The organism is Escherichia sp. HH26CH (genome assembly GCF_009820205.1).
Classification (GTDB): Bacteria; Pseudomonadota; Gammaproteobacteria; order Enterobacterales; family Enterobacteriaceae; genus Escherichia; species Escherichia coli_F.
On the sequence record NZ_VNXM01000005.1, the window covers coordinates 128,864 to 149,741 of the forward strand.

At 52.4% G+C, this 20,878-nt stretch carries 16 protein-coding genes; 13 read left to right on the forward strand and 3 right to left on the reverse strand.

The window, feature by feature from the left end; genetic code table 11:
- The 3 genes from ygdR to mutH all read right to left on the reverse strand — a co-directional run bounded on the left by ygdR (position 1) and on the right by mutH (position 1,827).
- Positions 1 to 219 carry a lipoprotein YgdR gene (ygdR, locus tag FQ015_RS01055; protein ID WP_000758655.1) on the reverse strand — a complete coding sequence of 73 codons (219 nt, stop codon included), beginning with the start codon at positions 217 to 219 and terminating at the stop codon, positions 1 to 3.
- A 136-nt stretch (positions 220 to 355) separates the two neighbouring features.
- Positions 356 to 1,069: a TerC family protein gene (locus tag FQ015_RS01060; RefSeq protein ID WP_000895624.1), complete on the reverse strand. Its 714-nt coding sequence runs from the start codon at positions 1,067 to 1,069 to the stop codon at positions 356 to 358.
- A 68-nt stretch (positions 1,070 to 1,137) separates the two neighbouring features.
- Complete coding sequence (gene mutH, locus FQ015_RS01065) at positions 1,138 to 1,827, reverse strand: DNA mismatch repair endonuclease MutH (RefSeq protein WP_000082180.1); 690 nt, start codon at positions 1,825 to 1,827, stop codon at positions 1,138 to 1,140.
- Positions 1,828 to 2,012: 185 nt separating this feature from the next.
- Here mutH and ygdT point away from each other — a divergent pair, with 185 nt between their 5' ends.
- The 13 genes from ygdT (at position 2,013) to recD (ending at position 20,855) form a co-directional block, all read left to right on the forward strand.
- Positions 2,013 to 2,159, forward strand: coding sequence for a protein YgdT (gene ygdT, locus FQ015_RS24480; RefSeq protein WP_269218580.1), 147 nt, complete (start codon positions 2,013 to 2,015; stop codon positions 2,157 to 2,159).
- A 352-nt stretch (positions 2,160 to 2,511) separates the two neighbouring features.
- Positions 2,512 to 3,042, forward strand: coding sequence for an RNA pyrophosphohydrolase (gene rppH / locus FQ015_RS01070; protein WP_000564486.1), 531 nt, complete (start codon positions 2,512 to 2,514; stop codon positions 3,040 to 3,042).
- Between the two features lie 12 nt (positions 3,043 to 3,054).
- Complete coding sequence (ptsP, locus tag FQ015_RS01075; protein WP_000957918.1) at positions 3,055 to 5,301, forward strand: phosphoenolpyruvate--protein phosphotransferase; 2,247 nt, start codon at positions 3,055 to 3,057, stop codon at positions 5,299 to 5,301.
- Between the two features lie 150 nt (positions 5,302 to 5,451).
- The gene (gene lgt / locus FQ015_RS01080; RefSeq protein ID WP_000204658.1) at positions 5,452 to 6,327 is read left to right on the forward strand and encodes a prolipoprotein diacylglyceryl transferase; all 876 of its coding nucleotides are present in this window, start codon (positions 5,452 to 5,454) and stop codon (positions 6,325 to 6,327) included.
- Between the two features lie 6 nt (positions 6,328 to 6,333).
- Positions 6,334 to 7,128, forward strand: a complete 795-nt coding sequence (gene thyA, locus FQ015_RS01085; RefSeq protein WP_000816232.1) for a thymidylate synthase — start codon at positions 6,334 to 6,336, stop codon at positions 7,126 to 7,128.
- Between the two features lie 184 nt (positions 7,129 to 7,312).
- The gene (locus tag FQ015_RS01090; protein ID WP_039020551.1) at positions 7,313 to 7,783 is read left to right on the forward strand and encodes a prepilin peptidase-dependent protein; all 471 of its coding nucleotides are present in this window, start codon (positions 7,313 to 7,315) and stop codon (positions 7,781 to 7,783) included.
- A complete protein-coding gene (locus tag FQ015_RS01095; protein WP_039020550.1) occupies positions 7,774 to 8,337 on the forward strand; it encodes a prepilin peptidase-dependent protein in 564 nt (187 codons plus the stop codon). Before FQ015_RS01090 ends, FQ015_RS01095 begins: the two co-directional genes overlap by 10 nt.
- A complete protein-coding gene (locus tag FQ015_RS01100; protein WP_039020549.1) occupies positions 8,334 to 8,741 on the forward strand; it encodes a DUF2509 family protein in 408 nt (135 codons plus the stop codon). Before FQ015_RS01095 ends, FQ015_RS01100 begins: the two co-directional genes overlap by 4 nt.
- Positions 8,726 to 9,049 carry a prepilin-type N-terminal cleavage/methylation domain-containing protein gene (locus tag FQ015_RS01105; RefSeq protein WP_160523602.1) on the forward strand — a complete coding sequence of 108 codons (324 nt, stop codon included), beginning with the start codon at positions 8,726 to 8,728 and terminating at the stop codon, positions 9,047 to 9,049. Before FQ015_RS01100 ends, FQ015_RS01105 begins: the two co-directional genes overlap by 16 nt.
- A gap of 12 nt (positions 9,050 to 9,061) precedes the next feature.
- Positions 9,062 to 12,430, forward strand: a complete 3,369-nt coding sequence (gene recC / locus FQ015_RS01110) for an exodeoxyribonuclease V subunit gamma (protein WP_160523603.1) — start codon at positions 9,062 to 9,064, stop codon at positions 12,428 to 12,430.
- A 175-nt stretch (positions 12,431 to 12,605) separates the two neighbouring features.
- Entirely contained in the window at positions 12,606 to 15,494 is a 2,889-nt protein-coding gene (gene ptrA, locus FQ015_RS01115; RefSeq protein WP_160523604.1) for a pitrilysin, read from the forward strand.
- Complete coding sequence (recB, locus tag FQ015_RS01120) at positions 15,487 to 19,029, forward strand: exodeoxyribonuclease V subunit beta (protein WP_039020545.1); 3,543 nt, start codon at positions 15,487 to 15,489, stop codon at positions 19,027 to 19,029. Before ptrA ends, recB begins: the two co-directional genes overlap by 8 nt.
- Entirely contained in the window at positions 19,029 to 20,855 is a 1,827-nt protein-coding gene (gene recD, locus FQ015_RS01125) for an exodeoxyribonuclease V subunit alpha (protein ID WP_000775992.1), read from the forward strand. The genes recB and recD overlap by 1 nt, the downstream gene beginning before the upstream one ends.
- Positions 20,856 to 20,878: the final 23 nt, after the last annotated feature.

Consider the following 20,878-nt stretch of genomic DNA (forward strand, 5'->3'; position numbering starts at 1 on the left):
TTAACGTTCAATAATTTGCGAAACATCATCACGGTTAATTTGCATCGCGTTACCTTGCTGATCGTGATAACTCACCAGCCCGGTATCATCATCAATTTCAGGTTTTCCATCGGTCAAAATCATACGGCCATCTTTGGTCGCCATGACGTAATCACTGGAACACCCGGATACAGCAAACGCCAGTCCGACTGCAGAAATTATTACTGCCCATTTTTTCATCCGGTTATCCTCATTTGGCCCACCTATGATAATAGTCTTTTTATAAACCGACGTTATATATCTTGAAAGCAGGAAAATCTTAAACTGTGAGGGTAACAGGAGTGAGTACGCTCTCCTGCAGGAGAGCGTACGGATATCAAAGTGGATTTTTTTTGTTGCGAATCAGGTTGAGGCTTTCAACCGCAATAGAGAAGAACATCGCGAAGTAGATGTAACCTTTCGGTACGTGGATGTCGAAACTTTCCAGAATCAGGGTAAAGCCCACCAGAATCAGGAAAGAGAGTGCCAGCATTTTTACCGAAGGGTGGCGTTCGACAAAATCACCAATCGAGCGTGCAGCGAACATCATCACGCCTACGGCAATCACCACGGCTGCCATCATAATAAACAGGTGATCTGACAGACCCACAGCGGTAATCACCGAGTCGAGGCTGAAGATGATATCCAGCAGCATAATCTGCACGATAGCGCCGAGGAATGATGAAACGCGTGTTTTCAGCCCTTCTTCTTCACCTTCAATGGATTCGTGGATTTCCTTGCTGGCTTTCCAGATAAGGAACAGACCTCCCAGCAGCAGAATCAAATCACGGGCGGAAATTTCCTGACTGAATATTGTAAAAAGTGGATTCGTCAGGCGCGTTACCCAGGCGATTGATGCCAGCAGCGCCAGACGCATAACCATGGCTCCCGCCAACCCCAGACGGCGCGCATGAGCACGTTGTGCTGTGGGGAGCTTTGCCACCACCAGAGAAAGAAAAATAATATTGTCGATCCCAAGAACGATCTCCAGCAGCGTCAGCGTACCGAGCGCAAGCCAGGCGTTAGGATCGGTTATCCATGCAAATAACATCTAAAAAGCCCTGCCAAAAAAATGAAGCGGTAATTATATGCCCGGAAAGCGGCAGGTCAAAGCGATGGCTACTGGATCAGAAAATGACGGGCCAGCAGCGCACTGGTGAAATTCTTCTTCAAATAAAAGCCACGCGGCAGCGTCAGAATCCGTTCGCCCCGGGCACCAATGGCTTCGGTAAGCGCTTTCGCATTCGCTGCTTTCGGGCGTATCTGTAAATACTCCCCGTGACGAGCGGTGATCCGCTCAACCTGACCGAGAACAATCATATCCATTAATTCTTCCCAGTCTTCGCGCAGTTGCCGGTCTTCCTCTTCATTCGGGCTCCATAGCAATGGTGATCCTACGCGGCGCTGCGCCAGCGGGATGCTACGTTCGCCTTCAACCGGTATCCACAGCACGCGTTTGAGCTTGTGGCGCACGTGGCTGGTTTCCCAGGTCACTCCACTATTGCCCGTTAATGGGGCAACACAAACGAATGTTGTTTCCAGCGGACGCCCAAGACTATCCACAGGAATAGTTTTAAGTTCCACACCCAGAGCAGCAAAATCTTGTTCTGGTTTACTCCCTGCACTGGCACCTAGCCAGATCTCCAGCAACACGCCGATCCAGCCCTTATCGCGTTTTAAATTCTCCGGCGTCACCAGCCCAGCAAGTGCCGCCAGTTCACCCAGTGTATAACCGGAAAGTTGCTGTGCTTGCGCTAACAACTGTGCTTCTGTTTCGGGAGGAGAAAGCAGTGGGCGAGGTTGGGACATGTCATGATACCTTGGTTAAAAAACAAACAGCTGTTCTTTGCCGAATATTCGCAGTGTAACTTTTTCCACATGCGTTATTCAATTCTATGATTTATATTGCTTTTTAGATTGTCGGTAATCGAGTTGCGCAACACTGCAACGGGTTTTCCAAATCTGGTCACTGAAAATAAACAGGATCTTACACCATGTTATCCACAGAAAGCTGGGATAACTGTGAAAAACCTCCACTACTGTTTCCATTTACAGCCTTGACGTGCGACGAAACTCCAGTTTTTAGTGGTTCAGTGCTTAACTTAGTGGCACATTCTGTGGATAAATACGGCGTTGGTTGATCTTTCGCCAACCTGTAAATGAGAGGTGTGACCTGGGTCACGAATTACTCCTTTTTATTACTTAAATTACATGTAATGCATTGACTAATAATGATTATTTTAAAGTGTCGATATCAGGCTTATTCAGAATGCTCCGGGTTTTCCCGTAGTAATTCCGTAGTTCTTCACAACTCTATCCACAGAAAAGGTGAATAAAAACGGCTATCCACCCCTTCCTCTGTTTATAACTCTGCACATAACTGTGAGTTATTCAATTGTTATTAGTGTGTAATGCCCTGCAGAGAGTGGTTTACCGTCTTCATGGAGTATGAAACAATCATTCGTATATAAAGCTTTATTTTGAGGTAGTCCGGTGATTGATGACGATGGCTACCGCCCAAACGTAGGTATCGTGATTTGTAATCGCCAGGGGCAGGTAATGTGGGCCCGGCGATTTGGTCAGCACTCCTGGCAATTTCCGCAAGGCGGAATCAACCCCGGAGAATCCGCAGAGCAGGCGATGTACCGTGAATTGTTTGAAGAAGTAGGATTAAGCCGCAAAGACGTTCGAATCCTTGCTTCAACGCGTAACTGGTTGCGCTACAAATTACCGAAACGTTTGGTGCGTTGGGACACGAAGCCGGTTTGTATCGGCCAAAAACAAAAATGGTTTCTCTTGCAGCTGGTGAGCGGCGATGCAGAAATCAATATGCAAACCAGCAGTACACCAGAGTTTGATGGCTGGAGATGGGTAAGTTACTGGTATCCGGTCAGACAGGTGGTGTCATTTAAACGTGATGTCTACCGTAGGGTAATGAAAGAGTTCGCGAGTGTTGTGATGGCGCTGCAGGATAATACGCCAAAACCACAAAACGCATCTGCTTATCGACGTAAAAGAGGTTAAGTCACGCCAATTATGCTCACTCGCCTGCGCGAAATAGTCGAAAAGGTAGCCAGCGCACCACGCCTGAATGAGGCGTTAAATATTCTGGTTACCGACATCTGTCTTGCGATGGATACCGAGGTCTGTTCGGTCTACCTGGCCGATCATGACCGACGTTGTTACTACCTGATGGCGACCCGGGGGCTGAAAAAACCACGCGGTCGCACTGTAACGCTTGCGTTTGATGAAGGGATCGTCGGCCTGGTTGGCAGGCTGGCGGAACCGATAAACCTTGCGGACGCGCAAAAGCACCCCAGCTTCAAATACATCCCCTCCGTAAAAGAAGAACGTTTCCGCGCGTTTTTAGGCGTACCAATTATTCAACGTCGCCAGTTGCTTGGTGTACTGGTGGTACAGCAACGAGAGTTGCGCCAGTATGACGAAAGTGAAGAATCCTTCCTGGTGACGCTTGCCACCCAGATGGCAGCGATTCTTTCTCAGTCGCAGTTGACTGCCTTGTTTGGGCAATATCGCCAGACGCGAATCCGTGCATTACCGGCAGCGCCTGGTGTGGCGATTGCCGAAGGCTGGCAGGATGCCACGTTACCTTTAATGGAACAGGTGTATCAGGCATCAACGCTGGATCCGGCTCTGGAACGCGAACGACTGACCGGGGCGCTGGAAGAAGCGGCAAACGAGTTTCGCCGCTACAGCAAACGCTTTGCCGCCGGTGCACAAAAAGAAACGGCGGCTATTTTCGATCTTTACTCGCACCTGCTTTCGGACACCCGGCTGCGTCGCGAATTGTTTGCCGAGGTTGATAAAGGCTCGGTGGCAGAGTGGGCGGTAAAAACGGTCATTGAAAAATTTGCCGAACAGTTTGCCGCGCTAAGCGATAACTATCTCAAAGAGCGGGCTGGCGATTTACGTGCGCTGGGTCAGCGATTGCTGTTTCATCTTGATGACGCTAATCAAGGGCCGAACGCCTGGCCGGAACGTTTTATTCTGGTGGCAGATGAACTGTCAGCGACAACGCTTGCTGAGCTGCCCCAGGATCGCTTAGTCGGTGTTGTCGTGCGAGATGGCGCAGCCAACTCCCATGCTGCGATCATGGTACGTGCGCTGGGGATCCCTACCGTAATGGGCGCGGATATTCAGCCTTCGGTACTGCATCGTCGGACGCTGATCGTCGATGGTTATCGCGGTGAATTGCTGGTCGATCCGGAGCCGGTACTGCTGCAAGAATATCAGCGGCTAATTAGTGAAGAGATCGAGCTTAGCCGTCTGGCGGAAGATGACGTCAATTTACCCGCCCAGTTAAAAAGTGGCGAACGCATTAAAGTCATGCTCAATGCCGGTTTAAGCCCGGAACATGAACAAAAACTGGGCAGCCGTATTGATGGCATAGGACTTTATCGCACTGAAATCCCATTCATGCTGCAAAGTGGTTTTCCATCGGAAGAAGAACAGGTGGCGCAGTATCAGGGGATGCTGCAAATGTTTAATGATAAACCCGTCACCTTGCGTACGCTGGATGTCGGAGCAGATAAGCAGCTGCCTTACATGCCGATCAGCGAAGAGAATCCATGCCTGGGTTGGCGTGGGATTCGCATTACGCTCGATCAGCCGGAGATCTTCTTGATTCAGGTGCGGGCGATGCTGCGTGCTAATGCCGCTACGGGCAACCTGAATATTCTGTTGCCGATGGTCACCAGCCTCGATGAAGTTGACGAAGCACGCCGCCTGATTGAACGTGCCGGACGTGAAGTCGAGGAGATGATCGGTTACGAAATTCCCAAACCACGTATCGGCATCATGCTTGAAGTGCCGTCAATGGTATTTATGCTGCCGCATCTGGCAAAGCGGGTCGATTTTATCTCTGTTGGCACCAACGATCTGACTCAATACATCCTGGCCGTTGATCGCAACAATACCCGGGTGGCGAACATTTATGACAGTCTTCATCCTGCAATGTTACGAGCTCTGGCGATGATCGCTCGGGAAGCGGAAATACATGGTATCGATCTCCGTTTGTGCGGTGAAATGGCGGGCGATCCCATGTGCGTGGCAATCCTCATTGGGCTTGGGTATCGCCATCTGTCTATGAACGGACGTTCTGTAGCGCGCGTAAAATACCTGCTGCGGCGCATTGATTATGCCGAAGCAGAAAACCTTGCGCAGCGTAGTCTGGAAGCGCAACTGGCGACCGAAGTTCGCCATCAGGTTGCAGCCTTTATGGAGCGTCGCGGCATGGGCGGGTTGATTCGCGGAGGGTTATAGCGCGGATCATATACATATCTTTTAACGGTATCCGGCAACCAGCCAGGTCCCCTTGTGCTATTATTCGCACCTTTGGAGCGCCTGAAACCTGCGGCGCGCATTTCAATCGCTGTTCTCTTTCAGCGAAATAACAAGAACTTGTGGTGACAGATGACCAGTAGCTATCTGCATTTTCCGGAGTTTGATCCGGTCATTTTCTCAATAGGACCCGTAGCGCTTCACTGGTACGGCCTGATGTATCTGGTGGGTTTCATTTTTGCAATGTGGCTGGCAACACGTCGGGCGAATCGTCCGGGCAGCGGCTGGACCAAAAATGAAGTTGAAAACTTACTCTATGCGGGCTTCCTCGGCGTCTTCCTCGGTGGACGTATTGGTTATGTTCTGTTCTACAACTTCCCGCAGTTTATGGCCGATCCGCTGTATCTTTTCCGTGTCTGGGACGGCGGCATGTCCTTCCACGGCGGCCTGATTGGCGTTATCGTGGTGATGATTATCTTCGCCCGCCGTACTAAACGTTCCTTCTTCCAGGTTTCTGATTTTATCGCACCACTCATTCCGTTTGGTCTTGGTGCCGGGCGTCTGGGCAACTTTATTAACGGTGAATTGTGGGGCCGCGTTGACCCGAACTTCCCGTTTGCCATGCTGTTCCCCGGCTCTCGTACAGAAGATATTTTGCTGCTGCAAACCAACCCGCAGTGGCAATCCATTTTCGACACTTACGGTGTGCTGCCGCGCCACCCATCACAGCTTTACGAGCTGCTGCTGGAAGGTGTGGTGCTGTTTATTATCCTCAACCTGTATATTCGTAAACCGCGCCCAATGGGAGCTGTCTCAGGTTTGTTCCTGATTGGCTACGGCGCGTTTCGCATCATTGTTGAGTTTTTCCGCCAGCCCGACGCGCAGTTTACCGGTGCCTGGGTGCAGTACATCAGCATGGGACAAATTCTTTCCATCCCGATGATTGTCGCGGGTGTGATCATGATGGTCTGGGCATATCGTCGCAGCCCACAGCAACACGTTTCCTGAGGAACCATGAAACAGTATTTAGAACTGATGCAAAAAGTGCTCGACGAAGGCACACAGAAAAACGACCGTACCGGAACCGGAACGCTTTCCATTTTTGGTCATCAGATGCGTTTTAACCTGCAGGATGGATTCCCGCTGGTGACAACCAAACGTTGCCACCTGCGTTCCATCATCCACGAACTGCTGTGGTTCCTGCAGGGCGATACTAACATTGCTTATCTACACGAAAACAATGTCACCATCTGGGACGAATGGGCCGATGAAAACGGCGACCTCGGTCCGGTGTATGGTAAACAGTGGCGTGCCTGGCCAACGCCAGATGGTCGTCATATTGACCAGATCACTACGGTACTGAACCAGCTGAAAAACGACCCGGATTCCCGCCGCATTATTGTTTCAGCGTGGAACGTTGGTGAACTGGATAAAATGGCGCTGGCACCGTGCCATGCATTCTTCCAGTTCTATGTGGCAGACGGCAAACTCTCTTGCCAGCTTTATCAGCGCTCCTGTGACGTCTTCCTCGGCCTGCCGTTCAACATTGCCAGCTACGCGTTACTGGTGCATATGATGGCGCAGCAGTGCGATCTGGAAGTGGGTGATTTTGTCTGGACCGGTGGCGACACGCACCTGTACAGCAACCATATGGATCAAACCCATTTGCAATTAAGCCGTGAACCGCGCCCGCTGCCGAAGCTGATTATCAAACGTAAACCTGAATCCATCTTCGACTACCGTTTCGAAGACTTTGAGATTGAAGGCTACGATCCGCATCCGGGCATTAAAGCGCCGGTGGCTATCTAATTACGAAACATCCTGCCAGAGCCGACGCCAGTGTGCGTCGGTTTTTTTTACCCTCCGTTAAATTCTTCGCGACGCCTTCCCGAAATTTTGCAACCTCCTGCAACGGCGTAAATAGTCCGGAAGATGCGCCGAAGAAATAGAAACTGGCCCTCGTCTTTTTTTCTCCTCGCTCCATACTGCCGGCATGAAAACACAACGTGGTTATACGCTGATTGAAACGCTGGTCGCGATGCTGATTCTGGTCATGCTAAGCGCAAGTGGACTCTATGGCTGGCAATACTGGCAGCAGTCGCAACGGCTATGGCAAACCGCCAGCCAGGCGCGGGACTATTTGCTCTATTTACGTGAAGATGCCAACTGGCATAACCGCGACCACAGTATCAGCGTTATCAGGGAGGGGGCGTTATGGTGCCTTGTGAGTTCCGCGGCTGGGGCCAATACCTGTCATGGCAGTTCACCATTGGTCTTTGTGCCACGCTGGCCCGAAGTCGAAATGAGCGACCTGACACCTTCGCTTGCTTTCTTTGGCCTGCGCAATACCGCATGGGCCGGGCATATTCGCTTTAAAAACTCAACGGGCGAGTGGTGGCTGGTGGTTTCGCCGTGGGGAAGACTCCGGCTTTGTCAGCAAGGAGAAACAGAAGCATGCCTGTAAAAGAGCTAGGTTTTTCTCTTCTGGAAGTGTTGATTGCTATGGCGATCAGTAGCGTATTGTTGCTGGGGGCAGCACGCTTTCTGCCTGCGTTACAGCGTGAAAGTTTAACGAGCACCCGTAAGCTGGCGCTGGAAGATGAAATCTGGCTGCGGGTCTTTACCGTCGCGAAGCATCTCCAGAGGGCGGGTTATTGTCATGGCAGCTGTACCGGCGAAGGGCTGGAAATTGTCGGACAGGGGGACTGTATCATTGTGCAGTGGGATGCGAACAGTAACGGTATCTGGGATCGCGAACCGGTAAAAGAGTCCGACCAGATTGGATTTCGTCTGAAGGAGCATGTGCTGGAAACGCTACGCGGTGCGACATCCTGTGAAGGTAAGGGCTGGGATAAAGTCACTAATCCGGATGCCATCATTATCGACACTTTTCAGGTTACCCGACAGGATGTCAGCGGTTTCTCGCCGGTGTTGACGGTTAATATGCATGCTGCCAGTAAGTCTGAACCGCAAACCGTGGTGGATGCCAGCTATAGCGTGACAGGATTCAACCTGTGAACCGCGAAAAGGGTGTTTCGTCACTGGCTCTGGTCCTTATGCTGCTGATTTTGGGTAGCTTGCTATTGCAAGGAATGAGTCAGCAGGATCGCAGTTTTGCCTCTCGCGTGAGCATGGAAAGTCAGTCATTGCGCCGCCAGGCCATCGTTCAGTCGACGCTGGAGTGGGGAAAAATGCACTCCTGGCAGACGCAGCCCGCAGTTCAGTGCTTACTGTACGCAGCCACCGGTGCCCGGGTTTGTCTGCGTTTATTGGCAGATAATGAAGCCTTATTGATTGCCGGTTATGAAGGCGTTTCGTTGTGGCGAACAGGCGAAGTCATCGATGGAAACATTGTTTTTTCGCCACGCGGCTGGAGCGATTTTTGTCCGCTGAAAGAGAGGGCGTTATGTCAACTTCCCTGAAGAATCAACAAGGCTTTAGCCTGCCGGAGGTAATGTTGGCGATGGTGTTGATGGTGATGATTGTCACTGCGTTATCGGGTTTCAAGCGAACATTAATGAACAGTCTTGCCAGCAGAAACCAGTACCAACAGCTCTGGCGGCATGGCTGGCAGCAAACGCAACTGCGTGCGATTTCGCCACCTGCCAACTGGCAGGTCAACCGAATGCAGACATCGCAGGCGGGATGTGTCAGCATCAGCGTTACGCTAGTTTCACCCGGGGGCAGAGAAGGCGAGATGACCCGCCTGCATTGCCCGAATCGTCAGTAGTCAGGAGCCGCTATGTTAAGGGTCTACCATTCCAATCGTCTGGACGTGCTGGAAGCGTTGATGGAGTTTATTGTCGAACGCGAACGGCTGGACGATCCTTTCGAACCAGAGATGATTCTGGTGCAAAGTACCGGTATGGCGCAGTGGCTGCAAATGACCCTGTCGCAAAAGTTTGGTATTGCGGCAAACATTGATTTTCCGCTGCCAGCGAGCTTTATCTGGGATATGTTCGTCCGGGTGTTACCGGAGATCCCCAAAGAGAGCGCCTTTAACAAACAGAGCATGAGCTGGAAACTGATGACTCTGCTGCCGCAACTGTTGGAGCGCGAAGACTTTACCCTGTTGCGGCATTATCTGACTGACGATAGTGACAAGCGAAAACTGTTCCAGCTTTCTTCAAAAGCGGCGGACCTGTTTGACCAGTATCTGGTCTATCGTCCGGACTGGCTGGCACAGTGGGAAATAGGACATTTGGTTGAAGGGCTGGGAGAAGCACAGGCCTGGCAAGCGCCGTTGTGGAAGGCGTTGGTGGAATATACCCATCAACTCGGGCAACCGCGCTGGCACCGCGCCAATCTCTATCAGCGCTTTATCGAAACGCTGGAGTCCGCGACGACCTGCCCGCCGGGGTTACCTTCGCGCGTCTTTATATGCGGTATTTCCGCGTTACCGCCTGTTTATCTCCAGGCGCTACAGGCGCTGGGTAAACATATTGAAATCCATCTCCTGTTTACCAACCCTTGCCGTTATTACTGGGGCGACATTAAAGATCCTGCTTATCTGGCGAAACTGCTGACTCGCCAGCGCCGACACAGTTTTGAAGATCGCGAATTACCGCTATTTCGCGACAGCGAAAATGCCGGGCAGCTCTTTAACAGCGATGGTGAACAGGATGTCGGCAACCCGCTGCTGGCCTCATGGGGCAAGCTTGGGCGCGACTACATTTATCTCCTTTCTGATCTGGAGAGCAGCCAGGAGCTGGACGCTTTTGTCGATGTGACGCCAGATAACCTGCTGCATAACATTCAGTCTGACATTCTGGAACTGGAGAACCGCGCCGTTGCGGGTGTGAACATCGAAGAGTTTTCCCGTAGCGATAACAAACGCCCTCTTGATCCACTGGATAGCAGTATCACCTTCCACGTTTGCCATAGCCCGCAGCGTGAAGTTGAAGTTTTACACGATCGCTTGCTGGCGATGCTGGAGGAAGACCCGACACTTACTCCGCGCGACATCATCGTGATGGTGGCCGACATCGACAGCTACAGTCCGTTTATTCAGGCTGTGTTTGGTAGCGCACCTGCGGATCGTTACCTGCCTTACGCCATTTCCGACCGTCGGGCGCGGCAGTCGCATCCGGTACTTGAAGCGTTTATCAGCCTGTTATCGTTGCCAGACAGCCGATTTGTGTCGGAAGACGTGCTGGCATTACTGGATGTGCCGGTGCTGGCGGCGCGGTTTGACATCACCGAAGAAGGGCTGCGTTATTTACGTCAGTGGGTCAACGAGTCCGGAATTCGTTGGGGGATAGATGACGATAACGTTCGCGAGCTGGAACTCCCCGCCACCGGTCAACACACCTGGCGGTTTGGCCTGACGCGCATGTTGCTGGGCTACGCGATGGAAAGCGCGCAGGGCGAGTGGCAATCGGTTCTACCTTATGATGAATCGAGCGGCTTAATTGCAGAACTGGTGGGGCATCTGGCTTCACTGCTAATGCAGCTAAACATCTGGCGTCGCGGGCTGGCGCAGGAGCGTCCGCTGGAAGAGTGGTTGCCGGTTTGTCGCGATATGCTCAACGCCTTCTTCCTGCCGGATGCGGAAACCGAAGCGGCGATGACGCTGATCGAACAACAATGGCAGGCGATTATCGCCGAAGGTTTAGGTGCGCAGTATGGCGACGCGGTGCCGTTGTCACTATTGCGTGATGAACTGGCACAACGTCTGGATCAGGAACGTATCAGCCAGCGTTTTCTCGCCGGGCCGGTTAACATTTGTACTCTGATGCCAATGCGTTCCATCCCATTCAGAGTGGTGTGCCTGCTGGGAATGAACGACGGCGTTTACCCACGCCAGCTTGCGCCATTGGGCTTTGACCTGATGAGTCAGAAACCGAAGCGTGGCGACCGTAGCCGTCGCGATGACGACCGCTATCTGTTCCTGGAAGCGTTAATTTCCGCGCAGCAAAAACTCTATATCAGCTATATCGGGCGTTCCATTCAGGATAACAGTGAACGTTTCCCGTCGGTACTGGTGCAGGAACTGATCGACTACATCGGGCAAAGCCATTATCTACCGGGCGATGAAGCGCTCAACTGTGATGAAAGCGAGGCAAGGGTAAAAGCGCATCTTACTTGCCTCCATACCCGAATGCCGTTTGATCCGCAAAACTACCAGCCAGGCGAACGACAAAGTTATGCTCGTGAATGGCTACCTGCGGCCAGCCAGGCTGGTAAAGCACATTCTGAATTTGTTCAGCCGCTGCCGTTTACCTTACCGGAAACCGTGCCGCTGGAAACGCTACAACGATTCTGGGCACATCCGGTGCGGGCATTTTTCCAGATGCGTTTGCAGGTGAACTTCCGTACCGAAGACAGCGAAATCCCCGACACCGAGCCATTTATTCTTGAAGGGCTTAGTCGTTATCAAATCAACCAGCAGTTATTGAATGCTCTGGTCGAGCAAGATGATGCCGATCGCTTGTTCCGTCGCTTCCGGGCGGCAGGGGATTTACCGTATGGCGCTTTTGGTGAAATTTTCTGGGAAACACAGTGTCAGGAGATGCAGCAGCTTGCCGACAGAGTCATTGCCTGTCGCCAACCGGGGCAAAGTATGGAAATTGATCTCGCCTGCAACGGTGTGCAAATAACGGGTTGGTTGCCGCAGGTGCAGCCGGATGGCCTGTTACGCTGGCGTCCCTCTTTATTAAGTGTGGCGCAGGGAATGCAACTTTGGCTGGAACACCTTGTCTACTGTGCCAGCGGTGGTAATGGTGAAAGTCGCCTTTTTCTACGCAAAGACGGCGAGTGGCGTTTTCCGCCGCTTGCAGCCGAACAGGCTTTACATTACCTCTCAGAACTGATTGAGGGGTATCGTGAAGGGATGTCCACGCCGCTGCTGGTGTTACCTGAAAGTGGCGGCGCGTGGCTAAAAACCTGTTATGACGCGCAAAACGATGCCATGCTGGATGACGATTCCACGTTGCAGAAAGCCCGTACGAAATTCCTTCAGGCTTACGAAGGCAACATGATGGTGCGTGGAGAAGGTGATGATATCTGGTATCAACGGCTCTGGCGGCAATTAACACCAGAGACAATGGAAGCCATCGTTGAACAGTCGCAACGTTTCCTGTTACCGCTGTTTCGCTTTAATCAGTCATGAGTGCTGTATAAAAATTGCGCAATTCATCTGCTTACTTTATGATGCGCACCAGTCACGGACTGATGGTTATATAGACATAGGCTGACTCGTGCAGCACAAGATTAAATTCTGCCGGATAATTTTCGTTAACGTATTGAATCTGGTTAGAAAATAAAGTTGATAATGAGGTCCGTGAATGCCCCGCAGCACCTGGTTCAAAGCATTATTGTTGTTTGTTGCCCTTTGGGCACCCTTAAGTCAGGCAGAAACGGGATGGCAGCCGATTCAGGAAACCATCCGTAAAAGTGATAAAGATAACCGCCAGTATCAGGCTATACGTCTGGATAACGGTATGGTGGTTTTGCTGGTTTCTGACCCGCAGGCGGTTAAATCGCTCTCGGCGCTGGTGGTGCCCGTTGGGTCGCTGGAAGATCCCGAGGCGTACCAGGGGCTGGCACATTACCTTGAACATATGAGTCTGATGGGGTCGAAAAAGTACCCGCAGGCTGACAGTCTGGCCGAATATCTCAAAATGCACGGCGGCAGTCACAATGCCAGCACGGCACCGTATCGCACGGCTTTCTATCTGGAAGTTGAGAACGACGCCTTGCCCGGTGCGGTAGACCGCCTGGCGGACGCTATTGCAGAACCCTTGCTCGACAAGAAATACGCCGAACGTGAACGTAATGCAGTGAATGCCGAATTAACCATGGCGCGTACGCGTGACGGGATGCGCATGGCACAGGTCAGCGCAGAAACCATTAACCCGGCACACCCCGGTTCAAAGTTTTCTGGTGGTAACCTCGAAACTTTAAGCGACAAACCCGGCAATCCGGTGCAGCAGGCGCTGAAAGATTTTCACGAGAAATATTACTCTGCCAATCTGATGAAGGCGGTTATTTACAGCAATAAACCGTTGTCGGAGTTGGCAAAAATGGCGGCGGACACTTTTGGTCGCGTGCCGAACAAAGAGAGCAAAAAACCGGAAATCACCGTGCCGGTAGTCACCGACGCGCAAAAGGGCATTATCATTCATTACGTCCCGGCGCTGCCGCGTAAAGTTCTGCGCGTTGAGTTTCGCATCGATAACAATTCAGCGAAGTTCCGTAGTAAAACGGATGAATTGATTACCTATCTGATTGGTAATCGCAGCCCAGGTACACTTTCTGACTGGCTGCAAAAGCAGGGATTAGTTGAGGGCATTAGCGCCAATTCCGATCCTATCGTCAACGGCAACAGCGGCGTATTAGCGATCTCTGCGTCTTTAACCGATAAAGGTCTGGCGAATCGCGATCAGGTTGTGGCGGCCATTTTTAGCTACCTCAATCTGTTACGCGAAAAAGGGATTGATAAACAATACTTCGATGAACTGGCGAATGTGCTGGATATCGACTTTCGTTATCCGTCAATCACCCGTGATATGGATTACGTCGAATGGCTGGCAGATACCATGATTCGCGTTCCTGTTGAGCATACGCTGGACGCGGTAAATATTGCCGATCGGTACGACGCTAAAGCGGTAAAAGAACGTCTGGCGATGATGACGCCGCAGAATGCGCGTATCTGGTATATCAGCCCGAAAGAGCCGCATAACAAAACGGCTTATTTTGTCGATGCTCCGTATCAGGTCGATAAAATCAGCCCACAAACTTTCGCTGACTGGCAGAAAAAAGCCGCCAATATTGCGCTCTCCTTACCGGAGCTTAACCCTTATATTCCTGACGATTTCTCGCTGATGAAGTCAGAGAAGAAATACGACCATCCAGAGCTGATTGTTGATGAGTCGAATCTGCGCGTGGTGTATGCGCCAAGCCGTTATTTTGCCAGCGAACCCAAAGCTGATGTTAGCCTGATTTTGCGTAACCCGAAAGCCATGGACAGCGCCCGCAATCAGGTGATGTTTGCGCTCAATGATTATCTTGCCGGACTGGCGCTTGATCAGTTAAGCAACCAGGCGTCGGTTGGTGGCATAAGTTTTTCCACCAATGCTAACAACGGCCTTATGGTTAATGCCAATGGTTACACCCAGCGCCTGCCGCAGCTGTTCCAGGCTTTGCTGGAGGGCTACTTTAGCTATACCGCTACGGAAGATCAGCTTGAGCAGGCGAAGTCCTGGTATAACCAGATGATGGATTCCGCAGAAAAGGGCAAAGCGTTCGAGCAGGCGATTATGCCCGCGCAGATGCTCTCGCAAGTGCCGTACTTCTCGCGAGATGAACGGCGCAAAATTTTGCCTTCAATCACTTTGAAAGAGGTGCTGGCCTATCGCGACGTCTTAAAATCAGGGGCTCGACCAGAGTTTATGGTTATTGGCAACATGACCGAAGCCCAGGCAACAACGCTGGCACGCGATGTGCAAAAACAGTTGGGCGCTGATGGTTCGGAGTGGTGTCGTAACAAAGATGTCGTGGTCGATAAAAAACAATCCGTCATCTTTGAAAAAGCCGGTAACAGCACCGACTCCGCACTGGCAGCGGTATTTGTACCGACTGGCTACGATGAATACACCAGCTCAGCCTATAGCTCTCTGCTGGGGCAGATCGTACAGCCGTGGTTCTACAATCAGTTGCGTACCGAAGAACAGTTGGGCTATGCCGTGTTTGCGTTTCCAATGAGCGTGGGACGTCAGTGGGGCATGGGCTTCCTGTTGCAAAGCAATGATAAACAGCCTTCATTCTTGTGGGAGCGTTACAAGGCGTTTTTCCCAACCGCAGAGGCAAAATTGCGGACGATGAAGCCAGAAGAGTTTGCGCAAATCCAGCAGGCGGTAATAACCCAGATGCTGCAGGCACCGCAAACGCTCGGCGAAGAAGCATCGAAGTTAAGTAAAGATTTCGATCGCGGCAATATGCGCTTCGATTCGCGTGATAAAATCGTGGCCCAGATAAAACTGCTGACGCCGCAAAAACTTGCTGATTTCTTCCATCAGGCGGTGGTCGAGCCGCAAGGCATGGCTATTCTGTCGCAGATTTCCGGCAGCCAGAACGGGAAAGCCGAATATGTGCATCCTGAAGGTTGGAAAGTGTGGGAGAACGTCAGCGCGTTGCAGCAAACAATGCCCCTGATGAGTGAAAAGAATGAGTGATGTCGCCGAGACACTAGATCCTTTGCGCTTGCCCTTACAGGGCGAGCGCCTGATTGAAGCCTCTGCCGGCACAGGCAAAACCTTTACGATTGCGGCGCTCTATTTGCGCCTGTTACTTGGACTAGGCGGTTCTGCCGCCTTTCCCCGCCCGCTGACCGTTGAAGAACTGCTGGTGGTGACCTTTACCGAGGCTGCCACGGCAGAATTGCGCGGTCGTATCCGTAGCAATATCCACGAGTTGCGCATCGCCTGTCTGCGTGAAACCACCGACAATCCACTGTACGAACGCCTGCTGGAAGAGATCGACGATAAAGCGCAAGCCGCGCAGTGGTTGTTGTTAGCCGAACGGCAGATGGATGAAGCGGCAGTCTTTACTATTCACGGTTTTTGCCAGCGCATGCTCAACTTGAATGCCTTTGAATCCGGCATGCTGTTTGAGCAGCAGCTGATTGAAGATGAGTCTCTGCTACGCTACCAGGCCTGCGCCGATTTCTGGCGTCGCCACTGCTACCCGCTGCCGCGTGAAATTGCCCAGGTGGTCTTTGAAACCTGGAAAGGGCCGCAGGCGTTGCTGCGCGATATTAATCGTTATCTGCAAGGCGAAGCTCCAGTTATCAAAGCACCGCCGCCCGATGATGAAACGCTGGCTTCCCGCCACGCGCAAATTGTGGCGCGTATTGATACGGTAAAACAGCAGTGGCGCGACGCAGTGGGTGAACTGGATGCGCTGATCGAATCTTCTGGTATTGATCGACGCAAGTTTAACCGTAGCAATCAGGCTAAATGGATCGAGAAGATCAGTGCCTGGGCAGAAGAAGAGACCAACAGTTATCAGTTACCGGAGTCGCTGGAAAAATTCTCTCAGCGTTTCTTAGAAGATCGCACGAAAGCCGGGGGGGAAACCCCGCGACATCCACTGTTTGAGGCGATCGATCAACTGCTTGCAGAACCATTGTCGATTCGTGATCTGGTGATCACCCGCGCATTGGCTGAGATCCGCGAAACAGTAACGCGAGAAAAACGCCGCCGTGGCGAATTGGGTTTTGATGACATGTTAAGTCGGCTCGATTCCGCGCTGCGTAGCGAAAGCGGCGAGGTGTTGGCAGCGGCGATCCGTACGCGATTCCCGGTGGCAATGATTGATGAATTTCAGGATACCGACCCCCAGCAGTACCGAATTTTTCGCCGTATCTGGCACTATCAGCCGGAAACCGCTTTGTTGCTGATTGGCGACCCGAAACAGGCCATATATGCATTCCGGGGTGCGGATATCTTCACTTATATGAAGGCGCGTAGCGAAGTTCACGCCCACTACACCTTAGATACCAACTGGCGCTCCGCACCAGGAATGGTGAACAGCGTGAATAAGCTTTTCAGTCAGACTGATGACGCGTTCATGTTTCGCGAAATACCGTTTATTCCAGTGAAATCAGCCGGGAAAAATCAGGCGTTACGTTTTGTGTTTAAAGGTGAAACGCAGCCTGCGATGAAAATGTGGCTGATGGAAGGCGAAAGCTGCGGCGTTGGCGACTATCAAAGTACCATGGCGCAGGTATGTGCTGCGCAAATCCGCGACTGGCTACAAGCCGGACAGCGGGGCGAAGCGTTGCTGATGAACGGCGACGACGCGCGTCCGGTGCGTGCTTCGGACATCAGTGTGCTGGTGCGCAGCCGCCAGGAGGCCGCTCAGGTGCGCGATGCCTTAACGCTGCTGGAAATCCCTTCCGTTTACCTTTCGAACCGCGACAGTGTTTTTGAAACTCTGGAAGCGCAGGAGATGCTTTGGCTGTTGCAGGCGGTGATGACACCAGAACGTGAGAACACCCTGCGCAGTGCGCTGGCAACGTCAATGATGGGGCTGAATGCGCTGGATATTGAAACGCTGAATAATGACGAACATGCGTGGGATGCGGTAGTCGAAGAGTTCGATGGTTATCGGCAAATCTGGCGCAAACGTGGCGTTATGCCGATGCTGCGGGCGCTGATGTCGGCGCGTAACATTGCAGAAAACTTGCTGGCAACAGCAGGCGGTGAGCGGCGTCTTACCGATATCTTGCATATCAGCGAATTGCTACAAGAAGCCGGAACGCAGCTGGAAAGTGAACATGCGCTGGTACGCTGGTTATCGCAACATATCCTCGAGCCAGACAGTAATGCCTCCAGCCAACAAATGCGTCTCGAAAGTGATAAACATCTGGTGCAGATTGTCACGATCCACAAATCGAAAGGGCTGGAATATCCATTGGTCTGGCTGCCGTTTATCACCAATTTCCGCGTCCAGGATCAGGCGTTTTATCACGATCGCCACTCGTTTGAGGCTGTTCTGGATCTTAATGCTGCGCCAGAAAGCGTCGACCTCGCGGAGGCCGAACGTCTGGCGGAAGATCTGCGTTTGCTTTACGTGGCGCTGACGCGTTCGGTTTGGCATTGCAGTCTCGGCGTCGCACCGCTGGTGCGCCGTCGTGGCGATAAAAAAGGTGACACCGACGTCCACCAAAGTGCGCTCGGGCGTTTGCTGCAAAAAGGGGAACCGCAAGATGCGGCAGGGCTTCGCACCTGTATTGAAGCGTTGTGCGATGAGGATATTGCCTGGCAAACGGCACAAACGGGTGATAACCAGCCCTGGCAGTTTAATGATGTTTTTACAGCAGAACTGAATGCGAGGACGCTACAACGATTGCCCGGCGATAACTGGCGTGTCACCAGCTACTCCGGTTTGCAGCAGCGTGATCACGGTATCGCTCAGGATCTGATGCCACGGCTGGATGTTGATGCCGCAGGCGTGGTCAGCGTCGTTGAAGAACCGACGTTAACACCGCATCAGTTCCCGCGCGGTGCGTCACCAGGGACATTCTTGCACAGTTTGTTTGAAGACCTCGATTTTACCCAGCCGGTTGACCCGAACTGGGTACAGGAAAAACTGGAACTCGGCGGCTTTGAATCGCAGTGGGAACCAGTGTTGACCGAGTGGATCACGGCTGTCCTCCAGGCACCTCTCAATGAAACGGGTGTTAGCCTGAATCAGCTTTCCGACCGCGATAAACAGGTGGAGATGGAGTTTTACCTGCCGATTAGTGAACCGCTCATCGCCAGCCAGCTTGATGCACTAATTCGCCAGTTTGATCCGCTATCCGCTGGCTGCCCGCCGCTGGAGTTCATGCAGGTACGCGGCATGTTAAAAGGCTTTATCGACCTGGTATTCCGCCATGAAGGGCGTTATTATCTGCTCGACTATAAATCCAACTGGCTGGGTGAAGACAGTTCGGCTTATACCCAACAGGCTATGGCAGCGGCGATGCAGGCACACCGCTATGATCTGCAATATCAGCTTTATACCCTGGCGCTGCATCGTTATCTGCGCCATCGCATTGCTGATTACGACTATGATCGTCACTTTGGCGGCGTTATCTATCTTTTCCTGCGTGGCGTTGATAAAGAACATCCGCAACAAGGGATTTACACAACCCGACCCAACGCCGGGTTGATTGACCTGATGGATGAGATGTTTGCCGGTATGACCCTGGAGGAGGCGTAATGAAATTGCAAAAGCAATTACTGGAAGCTGTGGAGCACAAACAGCTACGCCCGCTGGATGTGCAATTTGCCCTGACCGTGGCGGGAGATGAACATCCTGCCGTCACCCTCGCGGCAGCCCTGTTAAGCCACGACGCCGGGGAAGGGCATGTCTGTTTACCGCTCTCACGACTGGAAAATAACGAGGAGTCACATCCGCTGTTAGCAACCTGCGTCAGCGAAATTGGTGAGTTACAAAATTGGGAAGAATGCTTGCTGGCTTCACAAGCGGTCAGCCGGGGAGATGAACCAACGCCGATGATCCTCTGTGGTGATCGTCTTTATTTGAATCGCATGTGGTGTAACGAGCGCACAGTGGCACGCTTTTTCAACGAAGTGAATCATGCCATTGAGGTTGATGAAGCTCTACTGGCGCAAACCCTGGACAAACTTTTTCCAGTAAGCGATGAAATTAACTGGCAAAAAGTGGCGGCGGCAGTGGCGCTGACGCGGCGGATCTCGGTGATTTCCGGCGGCCCTGGCACCGGTAAAACGACCACCGTAGCGAAGTTGCTGGCAGCGTTAATTCAAATGGCAGACGGCGAACGCTGCCGTATCCGTCTGGCTGCACCAACGGGTAAAGCTGCCGCGCGCTTAACCGAATCTCTCGGCAAGGCTTTGCGCCAGTTACCGCTGACCGATGAACAAAAGAAACGCATTCCGGAAGATGCCAGCACTTTGCACCGATTGCTGGGTGCGCAGCCGGGTAGCCAGCGTTTACGTCATCATGCCGGTAACCCGCTGCATCTTGATGTGCTGGTGGTAGATGAAGCGTCAATGATCGATCTGCCTATGATGTCGAGACTGATCGACGCCTTGCCCGATCATGCCAGAGTGATCTTTCTCGGCGATCGTGATCAACTGGCCTCGGTTGAGGCTGGGGCTGTGCTGGGCGATATCTGCGCTTATGCCAACGCGGGCTTTACCGCCGAGCGTGCCGGGCAGTTGAGCCGCCTGACGGGAACTCACGTTCCGTCAGGAACTGGCACAGAAGCGGCATCTTTGCGCGACAGTCTCTGCCTGCTGCAAAAAAGCTATCGTTTCGGCAGCGATTCTGGCATTGGTCAGTTAGCTGCGGCGATCAACCGTGGTGATAAAACGGCAGTGAAAACCGTTTTTCAGCAGGATTTTACTGATATCGAAAAACGGCTTTTACAGAGCGGCGAAGACTATATTGCGATGCTTGAGGAGGCTCTTGCGGGTTACGGGCGTTATCTGGATCTGCTGCAAGCGCGTGCCGAGCCGGATTTAATCATTCAGGCGTTCAATGAATACCAGCTTTTGTGCGCCCTGCGGGAAGGACCGTTTGGCGTGGCTGGATTGAATGAGCGAATTGAGCAGTTTATGCAACAGAAGCGCAAAATTCATCGTCATCCGCACTCACGCTGGTACGAAGGCCGGCCGGTAATGATTGCCCGCAATGACAGCGCGCTTGGGTTGTTTAATGGTGATATCGGCATTGCGCTGGATCGTGGGCAGGGGACGCGCGTCTGGTTTGCGATGCCGGATGGCAATATTAAGTCTGTGCAACCGAGCCGCCTGCCAGAACACGAAACCACGTGGGCGATGACGGTACATAAATCGCAGGGATCGGAGTTTGACCATGCGGCGTTGATTTTACCGAGCCAACGCACGCCAGTTGTAACGCGAGAGCTGGTTTACACTGCGGTGACCCGCGCGCGTCGCCGTCTGTCGTTGTATGCCGATGAGCGCATATTAAGTGCGGCAATCGCCACTCGTACTGAGCGGCGCAGTGGTCTGGCGGCGTTGTTTAGTTCGCGGGAATAAACGTGATTGCCTGATGCGACGCA

Coding starts and splice junctions, on each gene's coding strand:
- ygdR (WP_000758655.1), bottom strand. CDS start 219: ATGAAAAAATGGGCAGTAATAATTTCTGCAGTCGGACTGGCGTTTGCT.
- FQ015_RS01060 (WP_000895624.1), bottom strand. CDS start 1,069: ATGTTATTTGCATGGATAACCGATCCTAACGCCTGGCTTGCGCTCGGT.
- mutH (WP_000082180.1), bottom strand. CDS start 1,827: ATGTCCCAACCTCGCCCACTGCTTTCTCCTCCCGAAACAGAAGCACAG.
- ygdT (WP_269218580.1), top strand. CDS start 2,013: ATGTTATCCACAGAAAGCTGGGATAACTGTGAAAAACCTCCACTACTG.
- ptsP (WP_000957918.1), top strand. CDS start 3,055: ATGCTCACTCGCCTGCGCGAAATAGTCGAAAAGGTAGCCAGCGCACCA.
- lgt (WP_000204658.1), top strand. CDS start 5,452: ATGACCAGTAGCTATCTGCATTTTCCGGAGTTTGATCCGGTCATTTTC.
- thyA (WP_000816232.1), top strand. CDS start 6,334: ATGAAACAGTATTTAGAACTGATGCAAAAAGTGCTCGACGAAGGCACA.
- FQ015_RS01090 (WP_039020551.1), top strand. CDS start 7,313: ATGAAAACACAACGTGGTTATACGCTGATTGAAACGCTGGTCGCGATG.
- FQ015_RS01095 (WP_039020550.1), top strand. CDS start 7,774: ATGCCTGTAAAAGAGCTAGGTTTTTCTCTTCTGGAAGTGTTGATTGCT.
- FQ015_RS01105 (WP_160523602.1), top strand. CDS start 8,726: ATGTCAACTTCCCTGAAGAATCAACAAGGCTTTAGCCTGCCGGAGGTA.
- recC (WP_160523603.1), top strand. CDS start 9,062: ATGTTAAGGGTCTACCATTCCAATCGTCTGGACGTGCTGGAAGCGTTG.
- ptrA (WP_160523604.1), top strand. CDS start 12,606: ATGCCCCGCAGCACCTGGTTCAAAGCATTATTGTTGTTTGTTGCCCTT.
- recB (WP_039020545.1), top strand. CDS start 15,487: ATGAGTGATGTCGCCGAGACACTAGATCCTTTGCGCTTGCCCTTACAG.
- recD (WP_000775992.1), top strand. CDS start 19,029: ATGAAATTGCAAAAGCAATTACTGGAAGCTGTGGAGCACAAACAGCTA.